This is a genomic window from Paenilisteria newyorkensis, assembly GCF_000766145.1.
In the GTDB taxonomy this organism is placed as follows: Bacteria; Bacillota; Bacilli; order Lactobacillales; family Listeriaceae; genus Listeria_A; species Listeria_A newyorkensis.
In genome coordinates this window covers 1-22071 of record NZ_JNFB01000013.1, presented here as the reverse complement: position 1 = coordinate 22071, position 22071 = coordinate 1, and the positions used below count along the sequence as shown (strand labels likewise).

Genomic DNA, 22071 nt, shown 5'->3' with positions numbered 1-22071 from the left:
ACTACAAATAGAAAAGGGGCTTAACAAGATGAAAAAGGGACTATCAAGATTACTTTTAGTCATGATCGCTATTGCAATGATCGTGTCTACGATTCCAGCATACGAACCGCATGCGGAACAAGAAGTGCCACCAGCAGATGGAATAATAGAAGGCACACCAGAACAAACAGAAGTTGCAGAAGAACAAACGGGAGCTGATCAGACAGACAAACAAGTAGTAGAAGATGAGAATACAGAAGTTTCTTCTACGAAGGTAGACGGTGATTGGAAAGATCCTTATTATGAGGGAAAAAGAATGTTAAGAAGTGTTCAGGATAAACCAGAAAAAGCGACAATCAAAACAGTATCGAACGGTGTTGGCACAGGTACAGGCGCCATGAACTTATCGTGGAAAGCGATGCCAGGAGCAACGGGTTATAAAGTGATTATTGGAAACGGCTATAACTACGAGTATTTTACGGTAGGTAATGTGACATCCTGGACGACGAAAGGCAAAGGTATTTTTCCAACCAAAGCAGAATTAGACAAAGGATTGTATCGCTTCCACACCGATGGAAAAGGAACTGAATTTGCGAATGATCCGACGCAGCTATACGAGAACACCTTTAAAGCAGGAACGACCTGGACCTTGCGTGGTCAAAAGAAATATATTGTCCGTATTTTAGCGATTTATGCTAGCGGCGATGGGCCAACATCGGATATTACCGAGGCTGTTATGCCACCAGAAACGTTACCAGCGAAACCTGAGAAATCGACAATTAAAACGACATCTAGTGGTGCTGGAACGGGAACGGGTCACATGGATATATCATGGCAAGCGGTATCCGGCGCGATTGATTATAAAGTAGTCATCAGCAACGGCTACAACTATGAGTATTTCAACACAGGGAATGTGACCAATTGGTCTACCAAAGGGAAAAACATCTTCCCAACACAAGCAGAAATAGCGAATAAACAATACAAATTCCACCAAGATGGCAAGGGCGTGGAATTTGCGAGTGATCCACGTGCATTGTACGAGAACGGCTACCAAGCAGGAAGTACGTTTGGCTTACGTAACCAGAAGAAATATATCGTGCGTATTCTAGCCGTTTATCCGTGGGGAGACGGTCCAACATCAGATATCACGGATGCTATCATGCCAATCGAGCAAATGGCGAAACCAACGGTAACGAGTTATCGTTCAGAAGAGGATGCAAGTAAAGGGTATTTGGATGTCAGCTGGCAACCAGTTGCTGATGCCATTTCCTATAAAGTTGGCCTGTTCAACGGGTTTAACTACCAATACGTAAACGTAGGTAAAACAACGAACTGGAGTACCAAAGGGAAGAAATTATGGGCATCCAAAACAGATATTGCGAATGGAAACTACCAGTTGCATACAGATGGGACAGGTAGTGAGCTACCAATGGATCCGATGCAAACATATATCGCAGCGAACAAAGCGAATCCAAATGTGAACTATAGTGATCGGTTGTTTTATTATACGCGTGTGGTAGCGGTATTTGCTGATCAAGAAAGCCCTGTTTCAGAGGCTGGAGTTGTTACAATGCCACTAGAAGATTTATCATTTGCAGATGTAGAGAGTACAGTTAGCGATAATCAAGGTTCCTTCACGTTAAGATGGGGAGGAGTCGCAAACGCAGCGGGCTATAAAGTATGGCTATCAGATGGCTATTTATACAATGGTTATGATGTAGGAGAAAACTATGAATGGACATCTAAAGATAAAGGAATTTGGCCGACAAATCAAGAAATTATCAATGGATTTAAAGGGCTACACCATGATAATAAGGGGCAAGAATTATCGAGTAACCCATCTGAAGTATACAAAGTAAATAACCCTAATTTCGCGAATACAGAGAACTATTATGCTAGGATAACGGCTTATGATGCTAACGGTGAAACAATAGCGCTCCAAAATGCCACGCGTTTTTCATTAGGTGATTACAGCGATGATGAACAGTCAGAAGAAGTACTGCCACTGGTAATAGAGGGGGAAATTGTATCTTTAGACCAGTTACCCGATGACATGAAAAGTGAATACTTGATGGATGGTTTTACAGATGAAGACGAATTTTTCCTAGCTGAGGTATACCAAACAGGAGGTATGGCAAGGAAAGCTAATGTTGTATGGCTATCAGGCTCTACCAAACGGGAAAATGCTACACTGGCATACACTAAATACTTGATTAGGTCTAGCAATTCACCGCTTTTTGCGGCATCTACTCAAATACAATTAGGAACGTCGGTAAAAACGACATCGAATGTATCCATATACGGCAAACCTTATGCATTTAGTGGCGGGGTATACTCTACGTATACAGGTAAAAAGAATTATTTCACTGCGAAAGCGGTATCTCGTATTACTACAGGAATGGGTACCGTGTCAGCTTGGAAAACAGTTGGAGGTGTAACACTAGGCAAATGATAAACCTTACTTTTTTTCTCGATTCGCGAGAACGTCTACAACAATCTGATGAAGTAGAGTTACAGATGTTTAATACTATATTAGAAGAAGATTTTGCGAAAGATTACTTGTTTGTAATGGATAAACAGCTTGTTATCAACACGTTTTATTTGGAGGATTCGATCGCCCCATTTCTCGAAAATGAATCAGTCCTAAGCGTATTGAACAAAGACGGCAGTAAGATGTTGCCTATTATAATTCGCGACAACCAAATAATCAAAACCAACGGACTTCTTAATACAAAAGAAGTTGAGGAAATATTTGATATGGGAATTGCCATCCAATATTCTGATGATGATAGATAGATAAGTGATGCTAGAGTCCCTATTGAAAGATAGGGGCTTTTTTGGGTAGATGTCGATAAAGTAGCCATTAAAATAGCAAAGAAAGGGCGCGCTGAAAAGTGATGCTCTTTCTATGTATGTCAAAAAGCATACTTTTTGACACATTAAAAAAAGTATGAAAATCGTATGTCACATTGTCCAAAAATGAGTTTTGAAATATACTATATTGAGAGATAATTTTGACACAGGTGAGGTATTTGTTTATGATGGGAAAAAGAGAGAAATAATGGAGGGTGAAAAAGCTTGTTATGCTATTTAAGAAATAAATCAAATAAGGAGGAGTTTTATGTACATAAACACTTTAAAAATAGAGAATTTATATGGTAAAACATATGAACTAAGGTTTGACAAGAAACTAACTATTCTTTTTGGACTAAATGGAAGTGGGAAAACTACAATTCTAAATATTATTCACAGCTTAATCAGCGGAAATGTAAAAGAGTTGAAAAAATATAAATTTAACTCTTTAGTCTGTTATTTATCTGATGATAATAAGGAAGATGTAGTTATTGAAGCGTATAGACTAGAAGATCGCTTCCAGGTTTTTATTGACAATAACACTGTTTTTTCTGAGAATCTCAATGAGGATATAAAAATAAAGTATCAGACATCGGGTAAAGTTATATACGAAGAAGAATACATGGAAATAGACTCGGTAATAGGTAAAAAAATGAGAAGAAAAAAAGATACTTACCAAAAGTTGTTAGATATTATTTATTTGCCAATTGACAGGAATGTTACTATATCTGGCCGTGATTTTCGTTCAAATTTGAATAGAAGGCATTATGTAGAAAGAAAGGAGCTTGCTAACACCAGAGTAGACTCATCTTTAGCGCTAGCTCAGATTTACTTTAAAGATCACAGATACTTTGTTAAAGAAACTAGCCTAGCTATCCAAAATCAAATCGAAAAAAGTATGATGACGGAAATATCGTTACCGATTAATCATAAAATAGATGATTTTTCGAGTGATAAATTAGCAGAGCTGAAAGAAGATTTTAAGAAAGTATTTGATAATAAAGAGGTAAATGCTAATATTGATAAACTGGTAAGAGAATATATGTATTTAAAGATTGCGGGTGGGAAGGATGAGAATTACTATTACACACTGTTGCAGTTAAATAAACTGGATAATGTAATGACACAAATCGCAAATAAAAAAGAACATTTGGATAAACTTGAAAAAGGGGAAAAAGATTTAATTCAAGAATTAAATCAATATTTTTCAGACACGGATAAAGTTATAAAGGAACGAAAATCTGTATATCATGAGGAGACTCTATTCTTTAATAATATAGATGATCATGAGAGAGAGCCCCTTGAGTTGAAATTTTTATCTTCAGGTGAAAAGCAATTAATAATATTACTAATTTTCTCGATTTTAAATATTGAAACAAAAAAAGAAGGAAAAGTGTTCATGGTCGATGAACCAGAACTTTCACTGCATATCGCTTGGCAAAAAAAATTACTCAAAACAATCATTGATTATAGCCATCAAACGCAAATTATTGTGGCTACGCATTCTCCAGATGTTGTTAATAAATATTATGATAATGTGTTTGAGGTTAAGGGAGAAAAGTTCAATGAGGGTGAATAGCTTACCAATTCGAGATGAAGATTCATTACTTGCCGAAATGGCCATATGGAATGCAGGGGATAAAAAACAGAAATTTAATTTATTTGTTGAGGATCAAAATGGAGATTTAGCATATTCAGAGCTTCTAGACAGAAAGTACACAGGAATGTTTGAGGTGAATATTTATAGGTGTCTCTCAAGGAGTGCTGTTATTGAAAAATTTTTAAAATGGAAAAGTAACAGCTTAGATGTTGAAAACATTCTTTTTTTAGTAGACAAGGATTTTACGATTTGGTCTAAGGATGATGATCCGGTGGACAAACATTTTTTGAGGTGGGGAAATTTCACATTTGAAAATTATTTGATTGATAAAACTCCAACAATCTATGCCCTTCGTTCACTGCTATTAAGTAAGAGTCACCACGATATTGAACCTGTTTTCTCTGATTGGAGTATGTGGATTGAAAATATGTATTTAGAACTTAAAGATCTATTTATTTGCTTTGTTATTTCCCATAAATATGAATTAGGAAAAAATACGTCTTTATCTCCGCATAAATTCTATGATAGTAAGAAAGGAAAGCTATGTACGCAGAGGATAAATCAAGAAATAGAAAATATAAAAATACGTTGTACTAAAAAAGGGTTTGATTTCGATACTAGTTTTGATGATATAGAGAAATATTACTTAAATAGGCCATTAAAAGGAATGCATGAATTGGTAAAGGGAAAATATTATTATACTTACCTTATTTATGAAATTAATAATAGGGCAAAGATGATCGATACTTCTATTCGGCCATGGACAGAAAAATCGGCCTTTTTTCATTTTCTTGTGAAAACACCAATTGAAAATTTTTATGAATTATGGGATAAAATAGATGGAATCGCAATTGTTTAAAAGATTGATGCTTATATCGTCTAGAAATTAAGACATTGAGACACGTCGAATGAGACCAGTAAACAGAAACATACTGGTCTCACTGGATGCTTAAAAGTTGCTCTATAAAGCCGAGTCTATACGATAGAAGAAAAGAGACGTTAAGAGAGATATTTATTTCATGTATCCGATTTCTAAAGAACATCGTGCCAAGTCGATATCTATATTCATATTTGGTTATATAGATTTCAGAAAAACACTTGTGTAAACCGAGATTCTCACATCTATCGTTTCAACTGAGATTAATTTTGTGCAAGCTCAATTTCTATCTTCAATTCTTCAAGAAGAGGCAATAATTTTTTTCCGGAGTTAAACTCATTATGTATTGTAAGGGGAATAAAAATATCTAAAATATGGCGAATGAATATGACTAAAAAAAGTGTGGCAAGTGACACGGTGAAAATATCTGATAAATTATTTTCTTTAATGAGTACCCCAACAAGTTGATTCCATACAGGTAAGAAAACAGCTGCTAATACGGAATAAAACCAAATGGGTGTAACCATTGTTTTGGATTTTATATTTTTGGAAATAACATCGATTTTTTGTGTGGTTAAGCAATTTTTTGAAATTAAAATTCGCTTTAATTTATTTATTTTAAAAGCCACGATATTTGTGTAATTTAATTTTTTAAGAGCTAATTGTTGAGTGAATGCAAAGTAATAAGTAAGCAACGCACATGTAATCAAGACAAGTACGTAAACTATCCAAAAGTTAACCGTTGGATTTGTATGTAATTTAGGCAACATAATAAGAGTGATTATAGTAAAAATAAAATAATATAGTAAGTATTTAAAACCCTTTCTTCGATATTTTTTAGTGTATCCGTGGAACAAAACATCGATTTTTTGAAATTTTTTGTTTTTAATATCCTTGACTATTTCAGAAATCACATTGTCATCTCCTTCTAATTATAAGTTTATTGTACCATAAAGTAATGTTGGGTGGCTAAATGGAACAAAATGAATTTAATTGGGTGTGCGAAGATAAAAAGTAGTTGTTCAAAATATAATAGATGAAACTGGTGTGAATTGGCTTTCATTAATGTTTATTCGAGTATCACATAATGGCATTGTGTGATACTGAAAAATAAAAAAGCGAATCTAACACAATGCACTTGTGTTAGATTCGCTAAAACGACGCGAAACATTGGGCGCGTAAGAGAGAAGACGCTATTTTGTTTTCTCTTTTTTCTTCCAACGCTTTGAATCTAACATAAAATATGTTATAATGGTATTATGTTAGATTGGATAAAAGGCGGTGTTTTTTCCTTGAAGGAAGTACAACCCATTAAAGAAATTGAAAAAATTGATGTTATGCGCCGGATTTTGGCAAAAGGAACCTACGGGGATCGAAATGTCTTATTATTTTCCATCGGGATCAATACCGCGTACCGGATTTCTGATTTATTGACGCTCAAGTTAAGTGATGTGTTAGAAGTGAGCCGGAAAAAAATACGTGTCAAAGATCGCTTGATCATGAAGGAGAAAAAAACGAGCAAGAACAACTCGGTAATCATCACGAAGAAATTACAAAAGGATATTTTGGATTTTGTGCAGAAACAGTATCCAGCGTGGTTTGCAGCGCAAGATTTAGATCATTATTTATTCATGAGTCGAAAACGGGATGCCGGAGAACGGCCGATTAGTCGTATCCAAGTGTGGGAAATCATATCGACTGCTGGAAAATTGGCCGGATTGAATCACATCGGTCCACACAGCATGCGCAAGACGTTTGGATATCATATGTACAAGAATGGAACAAGTCTCGAACTGATTCAGGATCTATTGAACCACTCGTCACCAAAAATTACGTTGCGATACATCGGGATCACGCAGGAAGAAAAAGATCAAGCTGTAAATAGCTTGGGCTTGTAGCTTATAAAAGAGGGTGTTTATTCATGAAAAACGATAGTAGAGTGCCAGTCATTTTGAATGAGATTAATAAGGCTTGTAACGGCGGCTTGAAGGTTGTAGATCAAAAGCGACTAGAAGCTGGGATTGCAATGGGGCTCCACCAATTAGGCAATGAAGATAACCAATTGCTTTTAAAAGAAATTAGGCAACTAGAGCAGCAACTAAGAGGTATTAATCAGAAAGTGAGGGATAACTTATCATGCTTATGATGGAAGAAAAAGTAGCGTTGGTTTTTGAGGCAGTCGCAGCAGAGTACCCAGAGGCTTCAGAGATGAAAAATGAGTTTTCTAAAGGCATAGAGCATGGCTTGGCTAAATACGGAATTGATGACACAGCTAAGCTGATAGAGAAGAAGCGTTCTCTTCAGGAGCAAATAAAGAAGCGGAATAGTGAGAATGATTTTTATAATAAACTGGCCGTCGAAAAAATCATGCGCGACTTTGAAGCGTAGATGCTTTTAGTATCTTGGGTTGCCATCGTATTCTTGTACTGGAAATGGCGTCTCATTGTTGGTTGGGCGTTTCTAATCTTCGTTGCCTGGATGGGAATCACGTACTTAGGATAAAAATTAATCAGGAAAGAGTGGAAAGAGATGAAATCAATTCAACACACGGATGACTTTTTAATAGAAGAAATTCAGAGAATGAATGACGTGCTAGGTCGTCCCCCCGTGAGCTATTCGGAATACAAATACAAGCAAACAGCAATTAACCGATTCGGATCATGGGAAAATGCGTTGCAGTTGGCCGGATTGAAAATGTATGCTGCAGCAGACGAAGGTCTAGAAATACGAGCTAGATACATCCGTGAAGCAAAAGAAATAAATCGTGTATTGGGCCGCACTCCGAGGGCAGAGGATTTTGACGATTATAGAAAGGTCAAGTATTATTTTAAAACGCTGGGTGCTTTATATGAAGCTGCCGGCATGAAAAAGAAGAATAATGCATGGGTGATTGATAAGACGTTGTAAGTCTATCCGATTTTCATCTTTTTATGATAGGGACAATAACTGGAGGAGATGATTAAAAATGGGGATGTATACAAGTTTACGAGCGTGTGTAGCGGTTAAACCGGAGTATCAGGAGTTGGCCATGAAATTTGCAAGTTACTCCATAGGAGCGGAAGATATCGAACGTTACCCATTCTTAAAGGATTACTATAAGAATGAGAGAGCAGAATCTATACCAAATGGTAACGTATCCGATGATTATGTGATAAAAGCAGATGCGGTTGCCTTCAAAAATCACTTTGATGCAGCAACAAATCGATGGTTCTTCAGTTCTTTTCTGAAAAATTATGAAGATGATCAGACTGGGCTCACCCCGATAGCCGCATTTATGGATGATGTCATCGTTAATATAGTAGAAAAAATTCATCTTTTTGAAACCAAATTCGAAGACGATGCTTTTCTTCGGCAATATGATTTTAACGAAGAAAAGAATCAAATCGTTGGTGTTCAAACGTTCAAGACGAACCCTTACGGGCATTTAAGTGACGTATGGGGTATGACCGAAGAAAGATATGAGGAAGAATGCAAGCGCATTGATCAAGAAAATAAGGACTATTTCCAGGCGTTTAAACGAGAGCTTCACTTGTCGTACAATTGAGTTTTGAAGAGGATATAAGCACAAAAAAACAAGTCTTCAGGTCGTAACTGAAGACTTGAAACTATGTAACGTTCTCGTTACATGAATGAACATATGTATCATAGCATATATTGGAAATAACGGCAATAGCAATTATACCATTTTAGAAGAGAGGTTATAACGATGAATCCGGTAGAAAATATTATGGATTTAGAAAAGAAAATGACAGCGAACGGTTACTGGTACGCCGATTCTAAAAAGGATCTACGGATGCTCGTGTTGGCCATCGCAAATCAAGGGCTTATTTATGTAGAAGCAATGGACACGAAAAAGAAGTCGCTTTCGATCACGACAAAAAAAGGGATGGTATTGTGTAACTTGCAAAAGGCAGAGGCTCCGGCAACAAAGAAAGCAAAGGTGAAAGCATGAAAATGATTGGCATGCATCCGTCTGGCCGATCCATCGTCATTGAGGGCCGAGAAAAGATGTACTTTTATGAAACAGCGATTGGAAGTGGCCAAGAATCCACGTTGGATAAGGCGAAGTTCAGCGCGCGTTTTGAAAGTTTTACGGCAGCAGAAAAACGACAAGGAATGGACGTAGGGTTATGGAAATGGCGCGTGGTGGAGTAGTAAAATGACATAAAGAAAGAAGATGCATGTCACCAAGCGCGGTGAGAGGCATCTTCAGTGTATGTACAGGGTTTGTACATGAAGGATAGTACTCAAAGGGTTGTTAAAAGTACTACCATAGTCATTATAGCATGTATTTGTCATGTAATCGATACTTACCACGCGTATACTAGTCCACGATATGTGGCTGTCCAATATTGTCCAGCATACTGCCATTTTGGTGATGCTACTAGATAAAGTATCCCAGATGATTTGCCATCGTTATAATATAGTTCACCAGATATATTACTTGTGTAGAATTTTTTATCAACAGTTTTCCAAGATGCTGCTTCAACTGTTGTATTTGAAATTACGCCTGAAAAACTAACAATACTTACGGACAGAATCATGACCATCATAACATTTGCTAAAATTTTTTTCATTTTTCCCATCTCCTATTTGTGTATTATTGAGCATATAAATGTTGTAAAAATTTCATATTGCGTTTTATCAATATAACTGTTTACGTTTTCATTATAAAACGTTTATATTATATTGTCAATTTTATGACAAAATCTTTTTTTAGAAATTGTAAAAATGCGACCATTGTATTATATCAAAGGGTAGTATATATTGTAGAAATACTACACGATGACTGGAAGCCACGGCAGTACATTGTGGTGGTAGGTAAGCATATTTTTATGAAATGGCTAATTATCCCAATCAGCCACTCTTTATGATCTCGGCAAATGGTCCAAGCGTGCGAATAGATCTGGAGAATATTTTCTTTTTGAAAGAGATGGGAGATAAAGTGGCCGATGAGCTCGATGGGGTCTTCGAAGAAATACACGACCAGTTATTTGAATTAAAATAAAAGAATAGTCTATTTAATTGCCAGAATACGATATATCTATGTTATAATTTTTAGGATGGATGAAGATAAACAACAGAAATTAAGGAGTGGAATGATGATGGATAAAGGGGTTCAAAAAGAAATCACACGTGAAAAGATTGCTGATATTACTGATTATTATTCGAATGATAATCTATCTAAAGATGAGCAAGGTCATTACCTAGAAGTGAGAGATTCATTAGGGACTTTGGCGCTTAAATTAGATACTATTTGTAAGAATATTGATGAGTATAGTAAAGATGAGCTTGTTCAAGTACTGAAAGAACATGCGAATGCACAGCGCGCAATCGCGCTAAAAGTATAAAAGATAAGTAGTGAAATAAGCAAGTTCCTGTTTGTAGGAACTTGCTTATTTTTTACGGCGGTACGCCGATGTATACGACGTTTCACCGTTGCAAACATCGGCGTGCCGTGGTATAATGATTTTATGGAGGCGATGGAATGTCGATTAGACGTAATGTAGGAGCAAACGATAAAATACCATCTACCTTGCTATCAAATCGTGGTAGGAAGGCGCCAGCAGATGGTATCATTCAAAGATTTGTAGAAAGTAATACGAATATGACGATATATGGACTTGCCGAGGAGACAAAAATCTCAGAATCAACGCTTCGAACAGCCAATTTAAAGCCTGTAGAAAGCTTAAAAATACCAACGATTTTAAGCATTGCGAGGGTTATGGAAATAAGTCCTGGAAATGTGCTAGATGAGCTCTTTGAGATTGAACGAAACATTCAATTTGAAGCATTAGAGGCTATACTGGTAACGTTTAATCTGGATATAGAAATCGCAGATCAACTCGCTGAACATGGAGCGATAATAGTTACTATATCGGAAGCGCAGAAAAAACACTTACTGGAGGCTGTTCTAGAGAATACTGTTTTCGATGCATATATACCAGAGGGTACGAAGGAAACTCTTATCATTCAAAAAAAAGGAGATTTAGCATTGTCAGATGAAAATAAACCTGTAAAGTATAGTCGTACTATTGGTAGCAAAACAACTGGATCACGAAGCCTTAATGCATCGCTAGTTAGTGGTAAGGATACCGCTTATCTCGATTTAGATAGCCAAAGTAGCAAAAGAACGAAAGTAAGCGCGGAAGAGCTGAAGGAAGCTTTTAGAAAACCAGGAAAGCGTGATTAGTCCAAGTTTAGCTATGAAAAATGAAAAAGAGAACTGAATAAGGGAAAAAAACCTTCGTTTGGTTCGTTCCATTGTGTCAGAAGTTATTTTACAATAGGGATAGAAACAAAATTGAAGCTGAGGAGCGAGAAAATATGACCAAGACTTTTATTTTAGTGATGAATCAAAAGGGTGGAACGGGCAAGACGATTGTGAGCAAAGCTTTAGTTGAGAATTTAAAACGGGATAGACAAACAGCGACATATCAGAATGAAGGAAAGTTAGAAGAAGCTATGCTTAATCATGCGGAATATATTGTCTACGATATGCCATCTGGAGTTATGGATGAGAATTTAATCTCATCGCCGATGCTTAGTAAAATTATTATTCCGGTAAATCTCAATAAATTTTCATTGGTCACGCTGTCTAGATTCATTGATAATGTTAAGACAATTAAGGAAGAAAATCCGCAATGGCACAAGGAAATCATCGTAGTGCTTACAGAAGAAAATGAGACGCCATTGACAGCATCTATTTTTGAAACGATGCAGGAGGCATGGGCGGGATTAGGTGTCCATGTTATTAATTTAGCATTAGCAGTAAGTGATGAAAATAGAAGAAATATGTCCCCCGAATTAATGGAACAAACGCTTTTAGACAGAATCGGTGAGGACAGAAAGCAAGAACTAGGAGAATTATTGGAGTTAGTAAAATAGTATAGCAAAATCAGTCAGGTCTCAATATATTTGAGACCTGACTGATTTTATTTTGTATTTTCTTCGGCTTCAATTTCTGATACAGTCTTTACGCTACGATCCTTACTTTTTAGTAAAGGAAAGTCTCTGGAGGTTGGATCTAGTGCTGTTTCAAAATGGTCATCATAGATACTCGCATCAAATGTAAGTTTTGGATCATCATTTACGTAACCAGCGATGTGAACAACGCCGGTGGGGTTGGTATGTGTGCCTGTTAAGGTAACATCATTTACCCCTATATAATTGTAGGTTAGGTACTTTTCTATCCGTGGCTGCTCTGCCTTCAATATGGTTGCTTCTAAATTTTTTGTTTGTTGTTGTTTCACAAATATGTATCCTCCTGTTATTATAATAATGAGTAACAAAATTATGGAAGTAGTTAGGACCCATTTTTTTCTCATATGCTCACCCCACCATATTATAACATAAACATGATTAGGAGGAATAGGTTTGTCTAGTATCACGGAGCAACAAAGTTTCAGCTTGTCAGATAAAATATATGAGGGCCGAGTTTTGAAAGTACAGACGATTCACCCAATGAGTGACATACAAGCGGCTAAAGTACCAACCGTCCGGTTAGAGGATAAATCGGAATGGGTTACAGTTAATTCGATAAATAAAGAGAATGGGATACAAGCAGCCGCCGTGGTTCCGTATAAAGAGTACATAGCTGTATGTAGCGGGAAAGTGAAATCTTTCGAAACGATGGTATTCGTTTCTCGAGGATCACAGGAACTAGCTGATTGGACGACCAACGTTGGATTGGCTACCAAAAAAGAACCGGAGTATGATAATCAATTTTTTGATTACGAACATTTTATTAAAGGAACGTTAGATGCTGTTCCCACCAAGGATTTTCAGTTTACAGGACATAGTTTAGGCGGGGCCTTAGCGCAGTATGGAGCAGTGAAATTTAATAAACCAGCGATTACTTTTGCGGCAGCGCGTTCTTTCAACAAATTAACGGCTGAAGAACAACAGCGGGCGAAGGATGGGGCTTTCTTTAACCAGATTAAAGATTTTCGGCATACTGGCGATGTTGTAGGATCACTACCACCAGGCGCCTTTGTCTTTTATCAGCAATTTGTCAGTAAAAGTGGCAGCGCTAGTGATCCATATAATGCGCATATGCCAGCGGGATTTCGTGGAAAGTTTAACAGTGACGGATCAGTCCAACTTAAAATCTCTCCAGATGACATACAACGTAGCGCGCGAGAATTGCATGCAATGGCCGAGGACATCACGAAGGTAATCCGAGCATTAGAGGATTTTAGAGAAGACGAAGCCAGAGATATGAAAAAGCTCCAGCGTAATCTGGAGGAAGCTACTTTTGGCGGTGAATATGATTTATTAATGGCTTCAGAAGTGGATGACGCGATTCAGGAAGTGGCCGTACACAAGCGTGAGGGGATCTATCGGTTACATAATGATGATTTAACGGTCGAGCTCATCGAGAATTTACGATCACAGCAAAAAGAATTGTTTGCGTTTTCGGATGCAATTGGCCGTGCGGCATTTGAAATGCAACGAAGTGATCAAGAAGCTGGTCAAGATTTGGCGCGTTACCTTGGAGGAACCATGGGCGCATTAAAGGCTTCAGCCAGCGCGTTAGGAAGTCAATTAGCAAGTTTTGGGAAGGTGTAAAGAGATGGAGAGACAATTACTAGAATTAGACCGGGCGATTGCAAAAGCGCTAGAGACTGGAGCAAGCAGTGTTGCGTATGCGCTCCAAGCTGATAAAAAAGAATTGGAGCGAACCAAGCAAAAGGCGCAAATGCGACAACAAGTGCATAAGCAAACGGATCGCATTGCGGAAGATAATTGGGATCAGTTACACCGATTTACAGCAAGCTTTGATGGATGGGAGCACACGATGCAAAAGCTGGAGCGTGATCTAAGTGACTCATTTGAAAGCAAAACAGGGGAAGCTATTGTTGATAAACTGGTTCAGGAAAGAAAGAAATTGTGTCGAGACTATGGGTCTGATTTAGATCAAGTCATTCGTAGCTGTAGGTTGCATTAAGGGGTGGACTATTTTGAACAGAAAAACAGATTATAAGTTGTTTAAAGAAGTTGTAGATAACTCTAACAGTGATGTGTGGGAGGATGCGGTTAAGGAATGGATGATTGGGGATTGCAGAGAAGACGACAACATGCTGGAGTCTTGTGTATGCGGTAAGGAACATTTAAAATATCTGTTTACGATTGAAAATAGAGAAAATGGTAATGTATTGACTCCTATTGGTAGCTCATGTATTGAGAAATTTGAAAGAAAAGACCTTAATGAATTTACAAAAATCAACAGAAAATTATTCGAATTACTACATGCATTCAATAGAAATGAATATATAGCTCTGGATAATAAATATTTTACTAGAAAGCTATTACTGTATTTGTATGAACAAGGGGCTTTTCAGAACAGTAAGTACAGCAGTGCTAAAAATTCATATGAAATGTTGTTAAAAATGTTTAACAAAAAAACGGAGCCAACTCCAAAACAAAAAAACATGATTAAAGCGATTATCATGAGTGATATTCGGCCATACTTAGAGAAAATACTTAAAGACAAAATAAATACCTGAACCAGCTATTATGCTGGTTTTTTTGTGCGTCAGAGAGCCATTATAGCGAAATGAAATTGCTTGTTGTTGGTAATGTACTAGTTGATTCGATTCAGGAGTCGTACACAAAAGATAGTTCTTTTAGCAACTAGTAAAAACGAACGTATGTTTGTATAATTGGTTTGTAAGTTGATGATGAAAGGATTGGATTTATATGAAGAATAGCGATAACTACGTTATTTTAGGTGGAACAAAGTACTTTCGCACCGTAGCACCGATCCTAACGAAAGAAAGATGGCATGCAATAGAGCAGTTGGTGAAACAATCCATTGTGGATGACACAGAATTAGAATTTACTTTATGTATAGGTTCCTACGAAGAGATTGTCCGTGGGAAGGCATTTTTATTTAATGAATCGTTGCAATCATTCCTGGTGAATCACCGGGTAGTCATGGGCAAAGAAATCGTGGCTGTCAGCTATCCAGATAAGTACGAGGATGAGTTGTTGGAGATGGAGGTGCAAAGTGATGCCTTCCTTTCGTAAAGATCGCGGTATGGCCAAGTGGCAAGGCTTTCTCCTTAGTGAACACGCAGCAAGTATGGAAGTAGCTAAGCATGTGCCCACGTGGCAAAAAGTGATGGACCAGGAGAAGATATATCAGGTTCTGCATCAGGTGCTTCAACATCGAGCAACCATCGTCATTCAGTTATTTAAATCTGAAGGGGAAACGCCTGATCCTTACATCGAGGGCCGAATCGTCGGTGTGGAAGGAGAATGGCTTTATGTGCAGACGGAATTAGGAACCAAAAAAGTGGAGATAGCATTAATACGTTTTGTAGACGAAAGGAGTTTTCAAAAATGGTACGACAAATAGATTACTCCAGCGTGCCTTCTCGTGATATTCTATGTGTCGACGTGAAGAGCTTTTTTGCGTCTGTGGAATGTGTTCGACGTCGATTAGATCCCATTTCTACCTTTTTAGTCGTGATGAGTCATGCGGATCGCGCGGGAGGTCTAGTATTAGCCGCGAGTCCGGCCATGAAAAAAGTGTTTGGCATTAAAACAGGTTCTCGAAGATTTGAGTTGCCGGATGATCCACGTATCATCATTGCACCACCCCAGATGAAGTTATATCTGAAGGTGAACGAGATGATTCTGAATATAGCAAAGCGTTATGTCAGTTCCGAGGATCTATTTGTTTTTTCCATCGATGAGTTTTTCATGGATGTCACGCAATATCACCAGCTTTTCGGTGATACAATGACGATAGCTAAGCGGTTGCAACAAGACATTCTTAGAGAGTTGCGGCTGTTTGTTACAATCGGGATTGGAGACAACCCTTTCTTGGGAAAGCGGCACTTGATATTGCCGCGAAGCATCGGGATGATGGCATAGCGGAATGGCGCTATAAAGACGTTCCCAGTACGCTTTGGAAAGTGCAGGATATGACGGATGTGGTGGGTATTGGCCACAAAACGGCTATTCGGTTGCAAAACGTTGGCATATCAAGTATCTATGCATTAGCTCACGCACCTGAAGGTTTGCTGAAGCAAACGTTTGGCATTATGGGAACGCAATTGTACTGCCATGCGAATGGTATTGATTATAGCCGATTATCAGAGACGTATACTCCCCTATCCAAGTCGTACGGGAAGAGTCAGATATTAGAGCGCGATTACCATGACCCAGCGGAAGTCGCGATAATCGTACGAGAAATGGCGGAAGAAGTAGCTATGCGGATACGTAAAGAACACGCACAAACTGCCGTTATCCACTTAAGTGTCGGCTATAGTAAATACAGTATCCAACGTGGCTTCAGTCATCAAATGAAAATAGATCCCACGGACAGCAGTAAGAAAATCGTTGCGTACGCGCTGCATATCTTCCAAAAATACATCACAAACGAGGCTGTCCGGAGTGTTGCGATTTCTGCCGGAAAGATTACCTTCAAAGAAGGAACGCAGCTGAATCTTTTTGAGGATGCGGTTCAGACATTGCACCAGGAGCAACTGGAGAAAGCCATTGATCATATTCGAACCAGATACGGTTTTAAATCTATGATGCACGCGAGTAGCTTGTTAGATGCGGCAACAGGGTTAAAACGGTCAGCATTGGTCGGTGGCCATAAAGGATGATAGATTGAAAAAGGACTGAGAGTCATCGCGTACAATGACTTTCAGTCCTTTTAAAGAGCATCAAGTAGTATATGTTCTATTTCCCTGGCACTATATCGTTTTAAACCGTAAATATTATATTTAGTAACTGATTTTGTTCTACGATAGAAAGTTTTCCTGTCCATTTTATATAAAATACAAGCATCAGCGCAAGATATTAGTGATTTAGGAATTCTTGTAGCAGGTAGTAGTAGCCCGTGAGATACTTCGATAAAGCTATTACGAAGTATCTCACGTTCGAATGATTTGCGATTGTAAATTTTAGTATATGCATGTAGTGGTTTAAATTCAGGGCGGCCGTATTTGGATAGTGCTTTTTTTGCTACTAAATTAATGACTCGAAACTTAATATTAGTTATGTGGCGAGGCACCCATTGATTTGATACTCCAAGATAGTTCATGATTTCCTTGGAGGTTACATTAAAACCTTGTTCAAAAGCTTCATCATAAGCTAAGGCGATTGTTTTATGAGTCGGTGAATAATCCACTGGCATATATTCCATAAGGTTGTTTCGTAGCATATAACCCCCCTTTTAACAGTATTAAGCTAGATATTAATGGCTTACATTTAAATTCGCAATCAATCTCAAAAATTTCTTTATTATTTAAGTGAATGTATTGCTCTTATTATAGCACAAACAACAAAAGTATACCAGTATACTGGTATACTTTTGTTGTTATAAATCCTTATTTAAAGCGAATTAAAAAGTATACTGGTATACCAGTATACTTTTTTGGCTGGACTTTGTTTTTTTCACATATCTGCATTGAGCTATAACAAGATTCATTGGAACTATCGAGGAACCGGTACGGTTAGTGTTTAGGTGAATTTTAGCGACTGCATATAAGCAAGGGTAAAGCTGTGAGTGTGATTAGTATACCAGTATACTGGTATACTAATCATGGGACATCCCTTTATATAGAGCTAAAAATAAAGTATACTGGTATACCAGCATACTTGCTTTAATTAAAGTTGATCATAGAGATTGTCGTAAACGGCTTTATAACTTTCTAGGTGACGCGTAGGTATCTTGGTATTAACATAATGATCTACTAGCATATCTACAATATCATTTACTGTAGGTTTTCTGTCGAGGTTTAACTCTTCTAACTCCTTAATGTACGGCTTCAATACTTCTATTTTTAGAATCACATCCGGTGATAGCTTTTGAGTTTTAGTTGCTTTTTTTCTAAAGTCTTCAGAGGGATCTATTCTTTGTGCTTTTTTAGGCATTCTTTCAGGAACAGGAGCTTTTTCTTTTGGAGGGGCATCGCTCTTAGCACTGCGACCAAAATCATCTGTTCCCTTAACGTTTACTGTTTGTCTTTTTAAAGTAGAGGTGCTAATAAGTGGGCTTAAGTCCAGCTTTTTATCCCCGTTCTCATTTTCAGTCATCGTAGTGGGCTCCTTTCATTAGTTAACTCCGAGTGATTCAAAATATTGCTCATGTTCTTCTAATTCTTCAAGTACATTTTCAAAAACTTGATGTGCTTTTTTATCCCACATATCTAATTTACCATTGACGTTATATTTCATCGAAATACCTTCAACATCATAAACTTTTAAACGTTCTTGATAGTTGATGACTGTGTTAAGCACGTTATTACCGTATTTCTCTCTGGCTTGTTGCAGGATCTCTTCATCCACACGGCCACCTTTCCTTAGCATCATCGGTATCAGACCAAGAACATTTAAATTTGAGTTATAGGTATCTGCTAAGTATTGCATATATGCAATATAAGTCTGTGCCCCATCTAGAGAAAGTTCTTGTGTTTGTAAGACAATGATACAATAATCCGCTGCCAACATGGCTGTATCGGAATAGTCGGAAATAGTTGGAGGAACATCGATATAAATTGCATCATAATGCTCTTTTAAAGGTTCCAGAAGTTCTCTAAGATAGAAGACCTGAGCATTTTCATCATTAGGGTATTTTTCAATTAGTATCTTGCTTAAATTCCTGAATGCTGTGTTTGCGGGGATTAAATCTAAATTATCCATAATACTAATGATTTGATCTTCTAAATTTTCTAGTTTAAAACCTTCGGTAATGGATTTATCAATAGATGTGATGTTACCGGTACGTGCTAAGACACTTGTAGCGTTTCCTTGTGGATCTAAATCTAGTACAAGCGTTTTCTTTTTCTGTGATACCGCTGATTGATAAGCAAGCATTGTTACCACTTTAGTTTTTCCTACGCCACCTTTAAAGTTTCCAACTACATACACTTTTCCAGACATAATATTATCTCTCCTTTTTCTATCAATTGCATTAGTATACTGATGCTATTATATTAGCATGAAAACAAAAAGATAGCAACAGTATACTGATGCTATCTTTAAAAAATATATTTATTTTCAAGAAATGAACAGAAGTATACGGGTATACCCGTATACTTCTTCTTTTAGATTAGTGTATACCAGTATACTGGTATACTGGTATACTTATAAGGTATATCTATTCTATTACGGCTGTAAGTGCAACAATTAAAATTATCAAAAGTATACCAGTATACTAATCAATATGATCAACAGTATACTAGTATACTTGAATACAAAAGTATACTAGTATACTGGTTATAAGCATATTGGTATACCAGTATACTTTTGTGTATTATTTGCTAGAATTAAGGGTTTACAAACTAAAAAAAATATCGTATGGTTAACTGGACAAAAGAAAAAGACTCGACTATCGAATGTATTGGCGTACATTTGATATCGAACCGCATATATAATGTGGTCCTTCTGATCGAATCTTTCATGGTATAAAAAAGTAATTTTTAAATTTCGTTTCAGCGCGAATTTATAAAAAAATTATACCACGATAAGGTTTATTTAGCAATGCTTTCGATTGCATTGTTACATATTTGAAATGCTTATTTCACATCAGTAAGGAGCTTAGTCTTATTTGATGTGGATTGCCATAATGACTACAAAAGTAGGCTGCAATCTCATGAGATTGTTGTCTGCTTTTTTTTGTCGTATAAATTTTGAGAAAGGAGGAGAGTTCATGTACAACGAAAACTACTGGAGAGCGATTGATTTGGTGACACATAACGGGATTACCGTACATAAAAAACGAAATAGCACCTTCTCGTTAAGATACCTGCAGTTGGCAAGTGGGGAAGATGCAAGTAGTACAAATCGCAAAGGCGTGCACTTTGTCGTGGCAAGAAAAGCAGATCTGTATACGAACTATGGCGTAAAGGGCTATATTGCTACAAGTAAAGAAACGTTGATTTCAGATGCGCAAACATTAACCCACTGGACCCCGAATACATATCGTTTTGGTGAATATGCGAATAATGACCGGACGCACATCAAAGGGTATCGGGAAGATAATCTGCAACAAATCAACACGTTTGTCGTCGATATCGATTCGCAACAAACAGATGTAGCAGGTATTGTTGTCGCAGCAACCCAATACAGTATTGGCGCCCCGACTTTTATTTTGAAAACGGCAAAAGGGTTCCAGGCATATTTCGTGTTAGACTCTCCAGCATTCATCAGCAACAATCAAAATTTCAAGGGACTACGTGTAGCAAAAGTCATAGCGGCTAATATCAAGCACTCGCTATCACGCTTTTTACCTGCCGTCGATCTCGGATGCAACGACTTCGGATTCTTCCGGATGCCACGTCCGGATAACCTGGTGTACTTTGACGAGGAATCGGTCTTTTCTTTTGCGGATCTTCGTGATTGGTCAACGGTTTATTCTGAAAAACACAAAACTCGGGGCATCTATGTCGCCAGTTCTGTTGAACCAGGAGCGCAAATGTTAGCTACTGATCGAAAATGGTTTGATCAACTGATTCATTTGACGAACATTCGCGGGGGTAGGGGAAGCTATGGCCGAAACACGGCCGTGTTCACGTTGGCATTGGCTTGCTATTCTTCCGGAAAGTCGTTGCAAGAAGCAACGGATCTATTAGACGAGTTTAATACAAATTTACGCGTACCGATTAGCTTCAGAGAATTAGAGCGTAGCTTAAATAGCGCTTATTCAGGGAAGTACCAAGGAGCCAAACTCGAATTTATCGAAGGCTTGTTAGAAACATATGACATGAATCAAGATTATAAAAACGAAATGGGCGATCCTGCGGCATTTATCTTTCAAAAGACGGGTTACCGTAGGTTTCGGAAGCATAAGAAGCCGCGGGAACAGCGCCAATTTAGCCATATCAATGAGTGGGAAAGTGATATGCTCGAGTATATCGAAAAACACCTGGTCTCCGGACAAACATTTTTATTTGGATCGCAACGAGAATTGGCCGAAAAAATGGCTGTCCCATACTCCAGCTTTAAAAAAGTGATACAGCAGTCGAAGCAGATTGTGAAAAAAACGACCGGACGCGGTCGTCATGCTGTGAGCTATGTATCAACGATTGCTATTATCGTCCGGGAATCAATCCGACACGCGATTCAAAAGAAAAACGAAGCTGCACAAGACTACGCGGCTTATTTAGCAAGCTTTTCCGATGTGGCCGAGCGCATTATCACAATTATTGCTGGAAAACAAGCAAAGGAAGAACCGAATATACGCCTTTTGGAGCGTCTTTCCGACAAAGCGCGTAGCCATGCCCAATTATCGTTTAAACTGCTAGAGAGCCTACAGCGAAGGGCGATTCCGAGGGATTCGCAAGTCCGATTGTTGCTTTGAAACTAAATGAGCTCAAAAGCCTATTACTTAATTCTAGTTACTGCGGCGGCTGGTTTTTATGACCCTAGCTATATGCCTTGATTTAAGGGATTAAGACTGTTGTATTTTTATAGCTGTTAGGCAAGTGTTTCTGGGTTAACAGGATTTATTTGTGGTGGAATGATTTCTCGTATGAGATCTTGCTATTTGAGATGTTTATTGGGGATGATTTCGATGTTTTAGTTACTTTGGAAGTTGTGTTTTTATACTCGGTAAGGGGCATTATGATAGGTCTTACCGTTATAGGGAGGACGCTAAGTATTTCATTTTTCTAACGTTCAGAAAGGCGCTTATATATTTTTGAACGTCCTTAACCGGGGAATAGGCGCAGAACCAGCATCTCCGAGTAAATAGGACATTTCATAATTTTCAAACAACGAGATAAGAGCATCAAGTACC

Annotated in this window: 26 protein-coding genes and 1 pseudogene; 21 read left to right on the top strand and 6 right to left on the bottom strand. The window is 37.8% G+C overall.

Annotated features, from left to right (window positions below; translation table 11 throughout):
• Nucleotides 1-28 precede the first annotated feature (28 nt).
• The 4 genes from EP58_RS07290 (at nucleotide 29) to EP58_RS07275 (ending at nucleotide 5291) form a co-directional block, all read left to right on the top strand.
• Complete coding sequence (locus EP58_RS07290; protein ID WP_036091873.1) at nucleotides 29-2431, top strand: hypothetical protein; 2403 nt, start codon at nucleotides 29-31, stop codon at nucleotides 2429-2431.
• 65 nt (nucleotides 2432-2496) lie between these two features.
• Nucleotides 2497-2775, top strand: a complete 279-nt coding sequence (locus tag EP58_RS07285) for an arsenic metallochaperone ArsD family protein (protein ID WP_159106216.1) — start codon at nucleotides 2497-2499, stop codon at nucleotides 2773-2775.
• Nucleotides 2776-3100: 325 nt separating this feature from the next.
• On the top strand, nucleotides 3101-4411 hold the full coding sequence (locus EP58_RS07280; protein WP_036091870.1) for an AAA family ATPase: 1311 nt from the start codon (nucleotides 3101-3103) through the stop codon (nucleotides 4409-4411).
• A complete protein-coding gene (locus EP58_RS07275) occupies nucleotides 4398-5291 on the top strand; it encodes a hypothetical protein (RefSeq protein WP_036091867.1) in 894 nt (297 codons plus the stop codon). The genes EP58_RS07280 and EP58_RS07275 overlap by 14 nt, the downstream gene beginning before the upstream one ends.
• Before the next feature lie 281 nt (nucleotides 5292-5572).
• Here EP58_RS07275 and EP58_RS07270 read toward each other — a convergent pair whose 3' ends face one another.
• Complete coding sequence (locus EP58_RS07270; RefSeq protein ID WP_036091864.1) at nucleotides 5573-6223, bottom strand: hypothetical protein; 651 nt, start codon at nucleotides 6221-6223, stop codon at nucleotides 5573-5575.
• 378 nt (nucleotides 6224-6601) lie between these two features.
• On the opposite strand from EP58_RS07270, the gene EP58_RS07265 reads away from it, so the two are divergent.
• The 7 genes from EP58_RS07265 to EP58_RS07235 all read left to right on the top strand — a co-directional run bounded on the left by EP58_RS07265 (nucleotide 6602) and on the right by EP58_RS07235 (nucleotide 9464).
• Nucleotides 6602-7207: a tyrosine-type recombinase/integrase gene (locus tag EP58_RS07265; RefSeq protein WP_036091861.1), complete on the top strand. Its 606-nt coding sequence runs from the start codon at nucleotides 6602-6604 to the stop codon at nucleotides 7205-7207.
• A 23-nt stretch (nucleotides 7208-7230) separates the two neighbouring features.
• Entirely contained in the window at nucleotides 7231-7455 is a 225-nt protein-coding gene (locus EP58_RS07260) for a hypothetical protein (protein ID WP_036091859.1), read from the top strand.
• Nucleotides 7446-7697, top strand: coding sequence for a hypothetical protein (locus EP58_RS07255; protein WP_036091857.1), 252 nt, complete (start codon nucleotides 7446-7448; stop codon nucleotides 7695-7697). The genes EP58_RS07260 and EP58_RS07255 overlap by 10 nt, the downstream gene beginning before the upstream one ends.
• A gap of 141 nt (nucleotides 7698-7838) precedes the next feature.
• Nucleotides 7839-8216 carry a homing endonuclease associated repeat-containing protein gene (locus tag EP58_RS07250; RefSeq protein WP_036091855.1) on the top strand — a complete coding sequence of 126 codons (378 nt, stop codon included), beginning with the start codon at nucleotides 7839-7841 and terminating at the stop codon, nucleotides 8214-8216.
• Between the two features lie 58 nt (nucleotides 8217-8274).
• A complete protein-coding gene (locus EP58_RS07245; protein WP_036091853.1) occupies nucleotides 8275-8853 on the top strand; it encodes a hypothetical protein in 579 nt (192 codons plus the stop codon).
• 162 nt (nucleotides 8854-9015) lie between these two features.
• A complete protein-coding gene (locus tag EP58_RS07240) occupies nucleotides 9016-9261 on the top strand; it encodes a hypothetical protein (protein WP_036091851.1) in 246 nt (81 codons plus the stop codon).
• Nucleotides 9258-9464, top strand: coding sequence for a hypothetical protein (locus EP58_RS07235; protein ID WP_036091850.1), 207 nt, complete (start codon nucleotides 9258-9260; stop codon nucleotides 9462-9464). Before EP58_RS07240 ends, EP58_RS07235 begins: the two co-directional genes overlap by 4 nt.
• Nucleotides 9465-9619: 155 nt before the next feature.
• On the opposite strand, the gene EP58_RS07230 is transcribed toward EP58_RS07235, so the two are convergent.
• Nucleotides 9620-9886 carry a hypothetical protein gene (locus EP58_RS07230; protein WP_036091847.1) on the bottom strand — a complete coding sequence of 89 codons (267 nt, stop codon included), beginning with the start codon at nucleotides 9884-9886 and terminating at the stop codon, nucleotides 9620-9622.
• 525 nt (nucleotides 9887-10411) lie between these two features.
• Between EP58_RS07230 and EP58_RS07225 the strand changes: the two genes are divergently transcribed.
• The 3 genes from EP58_RS07225 (at nucleotide 10412) to EP58_RS07215 (ending at nucleotide 12197) form a co-directional block, all read left to right on the top strand.
• Nucleotides 10412-10660 carry a hypothetical protein gene (locus EP58_RS07225; protein WP_036091844.1) on the top strand — a complete coding sequence of 83 codons (249 nt, stop codon included), beginning with the start codon at nucleotides 10412-10414 and terminating at the stop codon, nucleotides 10658-10660.
• Between the two features lie 137 nt (nucleotides 10661-10797).
• On the top strand, nucleotides 10798-11502 hold the full coding sequence (locus EP58_RS16980) for a hypothetical protein (RefSeq protein WP_052171390.1): 705 nt from the start codon (nucleotides 10798-10800) through the stop codon (nucleotides 11500-11502).
• Between the two features lie 134 nt (nucleotides 11503-11636).
• A complete protein-coding gene (locus EP58_RS07215; RefSeq protein ID WP_036091841.1) occupies nucleotides 11637-12197 on the top strand; it encodes a P-loop NTPase family protein in 561 nt (186 codons plus the stop codon).
• A 47-nt stretch (nucleotides 12198-12244) separates the two neighbouring features.
• On the opposite strand, the gene EP58_RS07210 is transcribed toward EP58_RS07215, so the two are convergent.
• Nucleotides 12245-12562 (bottom strand): DUF1433 domain-containing protein, encoded by a 318-nt coding sequence (locus EP58_RS07210; protein WP_159106215.1) that lies wholly within the window; start codon nucleotides 12560-12562, stop codon nucleotides 12245-12247.
• A gap of 124 nt (nucleotides 12563-12686) precedes the next feature.
• Here EP58_RS07210 and EP58_RS07205 point away from each other — a divergent pair, with 124 nt between their 5' ends.
• The 6 genes and pseudogenes from EP58_RS07205 (at nucleotide 12687) to EP58_RS07180 (ending at nucleotide 16933) form a co-directional block, all read left to right on the top strand.
• On the top strand, nucleotides 12687-13880 hold the full coding sequence (locus EP58_RS07205) for a Tle-like phospholipase domain-containing protein (protein ID WP_052171389.1): 1194 nt from the start codon (nucleotides 12687-12689) through the stop codon (nucleotides 13878-13880).
• Between the two features lie 4 nt (nucleotides 13881-13884).
• Entirely contained in the window at nucleotides 13885-14259 is a 375-nt protein-coding gene (locus EP58_RS07200) for a hypothetical protein (protein ID WP_036091836.1), read from the top strand.
• A gap of 13 nt (nucleotides 14260-14272) precedes the next feature.
• Nucleotides 14273-14818, top strand: a complete 546-nt coding sequence (locus EP58_RS07195; RefSeq protein ID WP_052171388.1) for a hypothetical protein — start codon at nucleotides 14273-14275, stop codon at nucleotides 14816-14818.
• Nucleotides 14819-15011: 193 nt separating this feature from the next.
• Nucleotides 15012-15341, top strand: coding sequence for a hypothetical protein (locus tag EP58_RS07190; RefSeq protein WP_052171387.1), 330 nt, complete (start codon nucleotides 15012-15014; stop codon nucleotides 15339-15341).
• On the top strand, nucleotides 15325-15672 hold the full coding sequence (locus tag EP58_RS07185) for a hypothetical protein (RefSeq protein ID WP_036091831.1): 348 nt from the start codon (nucleotides 15325-15327) through the stop codon (nucleotides 15670-15672). Before EP58_RS07190 ends, EP58_RS07185 begins: the two co-directional genes overlap by 17 nt.
• A pseudogene (locus EP58_RS07180) lies at nucleotides 15657-16933 on the top strand (Y-family DNA polymerase). Before EP58_RS07185 ends, EP58_RS07180 begins: the two are co-directional and overlap by 16 nt.
• A 50-nt stretch (nucleotides 16934-16983) precedes the next feature.
• On the opposite strand, the gene EP58_RS07175 reads toward EP58_RS07180, so the two are convergent.
• From EP58_RS07175 to EP58_RS07165, 3 genes are all read right to left on the bottom strand, one after another.
• Nucleotides 16984-17493, bottom strand: a complete 510-nt coding sequence (locus EP58_RS07175; protein WP_036091828.1) for a hypothetical protein — start codon at nucleotides 17491-17493, stop codon at nucleotides 16984-16986.
• 446 nt (nucleotides 17494-17939) lie between these two features.
• Entirely contained in the window at nucleotides 17940-18368 is a 429-nt protein-coding gene (locus EP58_RS07170) for a hypothetical protein (protein WP_052171386.1), read from the bottom strand.
• Nucleotides 18369-18386: 18 nt separating this feature from the next.
• Entirely contained in the window at nucleotides 18387-19214 is an 828-nt protein-coding gene (locus EP58_RS07165; RefSeq protein ID WP_036091826.1) for a ParA family protein, read from the bottom strand.
• A gap of 769 nt (nucleotides 19215-19983) precedes the next feature.
• Here EP58_RS07165 and EP58_RS07160 point away from each other — a divergent pair.
• Entirely contained in the window at nucleotides 19984-21633 is a 1650-nt protein-coding gene (locus tag EP58_RS07160) for a primase C-terminal domain-containing protein (RefSeq protein WP_052171385.1), read from the top strand.
• Nucleotides 21634-22071 lie beyond the last annotated feature (438 nt).

What these genes read in the sequence shown, in the direction of transcription:
- EP58_RS07275 (WP_036091867.1), top strand. Translation starts at nt 4,398, where the DNA reads ATGAGGGTGAATAGCTTACCAATTCGAGATGAAGATTCATTACTTGCC.
- EP58_RS07250 (WP_036091855.1), top strand. Translation starts at nt 7,839, where the DNA reads ATGAAATCAATTCAACACACGGATGACTTTTTAATAGAAGAAATTCAG.
- EP58_RS07190 (WP_052171387.1), top strand. Translation starts at nt 15,012, where the DNA reads ATGAAGAATAGCGATAACTACGTTATTTTAGGTGGAACAAAGTACTTT.
- EP58_RS07255 (WP_036091857.1), top strand. Translation starts at nt 7,446, where the DNA reads ATGCTTATGATGGAAGAAAAAGTAGCGTTGGTTTTTGAGGCAGTCGCA.
- EP58_RS07200 (WP_036091836.1), top strand. Translation starts at nt 13,885, where the DNA reads ATGGAGAGACAATTACTAGAATTAGACCGGGCGATTGCAAAAGCGCTA.
- EP58_RS07230 (WP_036091847.1), bottom strand. Translation starts at nt 9,886, where the DNA reads ATGAAAAAAATTTTAGCAAATGTTATGATGGTCATGATTCTGTCCGTA.
- EP58_RS07215 (WP_036091841.1), top strand. Translation starts at nt 11,637, where the DNA reads ATGACCAAGACTTTTATTTTAGTGATGAATCAAAAGGGTGGAACGGGC.
- EP58_RS07235 (WP_036091850.1), top strand. Translation starts at nt 9,258, where the DNA reads ATGAAAATGATTGGCATGCATCCGTCTGGCCGATCCATCGTCATTGAG.
- EP58_RS07165 (WP_036091826.1), bottom strand. Translation starts at nt 19,214, where the DNA reads ATGTCTGGAAAAGTGTATGTAGTTGGAAACTTTAAAGGTGGCGTAGGA.
- EP58_RS07260 (WP_036091859.1), top strand. Translation starts at nt 7,231, where the DNA reads ATGAAAAACGATAGTAGAGTGCCAGTCATTTTGAATGAGATTAATAAG.
- EP58_RS07170 (WP_052171386.1), bottom strand. Translation starts at nt 18,368, where the DNA reads ATGACTGAAAATGAGAACGGGGATAAAAAGCTGGACTTAAGCCCACTT.
- EP58_RS07280 (WP_036091870.1), top strand. Translation starts at nt 3,101, where the DNA reads ATGTACATAAACACTTTAAAAATAGAGAATTTATATGGTAAAACATAT.
- EP58_RS07245 (WP_036091853.1), top strand. Translation starts at nt 8,275, where the DNA reads ATGGGGATGTATACAAGTTTACGAGCGTGTGTAGCGGTTAAACCGGAG.
- EP58_RS16980 (WP_052171390.1), top strand. Translation starts at nt 10,798, where the DNA reads ATGTCGATTAGACGTAATGTAGGAGCAAACGATAAAATACCATCTACC.
- EP58_RS07160 (WP_052171385.1), top strand. Translation starts at nt 19,984, where the DNA reads ATGTACAACGAAAACTACTGGAGAGCGATTGATTTGGTGACACATAAC.
- EP58_RS07185 (WP_036091831.1), top strand. Translation starts at nt 15,325, where the DNA reads ATGCCTTCCTTTCGTAAAGATCGCGGTATGGCCAAGTGGCAAGGCTTT.
- EP58_RS07225 (WP_036091844.1), top strand. Translation starts at nt 10,412, where the DNA reads ATGATGGATAAAGGGGTTCAAAAAGAAATCACACGTGAAAAGATTGCT.
- EP58_RS07240 (WP_036091851.1), top strand. Translation starts at nt 9,016, where the DNA reads ATGAATCCGGTAGAAAATATTATGGATTTAGAAAAGAAAATGACAGCG.
- EP58_RS07290 (WP_036091873.1), top strand. Translation starts at nt 29, where the DNA reads ATGAAAAAGGGACTATCAAGATTACTTTTAGTCATGATCGCTATTGCA.
- EP58_RS07175 (WP_036091828.1), bottom strand. Translation starts at nt 17,493, where the DNA reads ATGCTACGAAACAACCTTATGGAATATATGCCAGTGGATTATTCACCG.
- EP58_RS07285 (WP_159106216.1), top strand. Translation starts at nt 2,497, where the DNA reads ATGTTTAATACTATATTAGAAGAAGATTTTGCGAAAGATTACTTGTTT.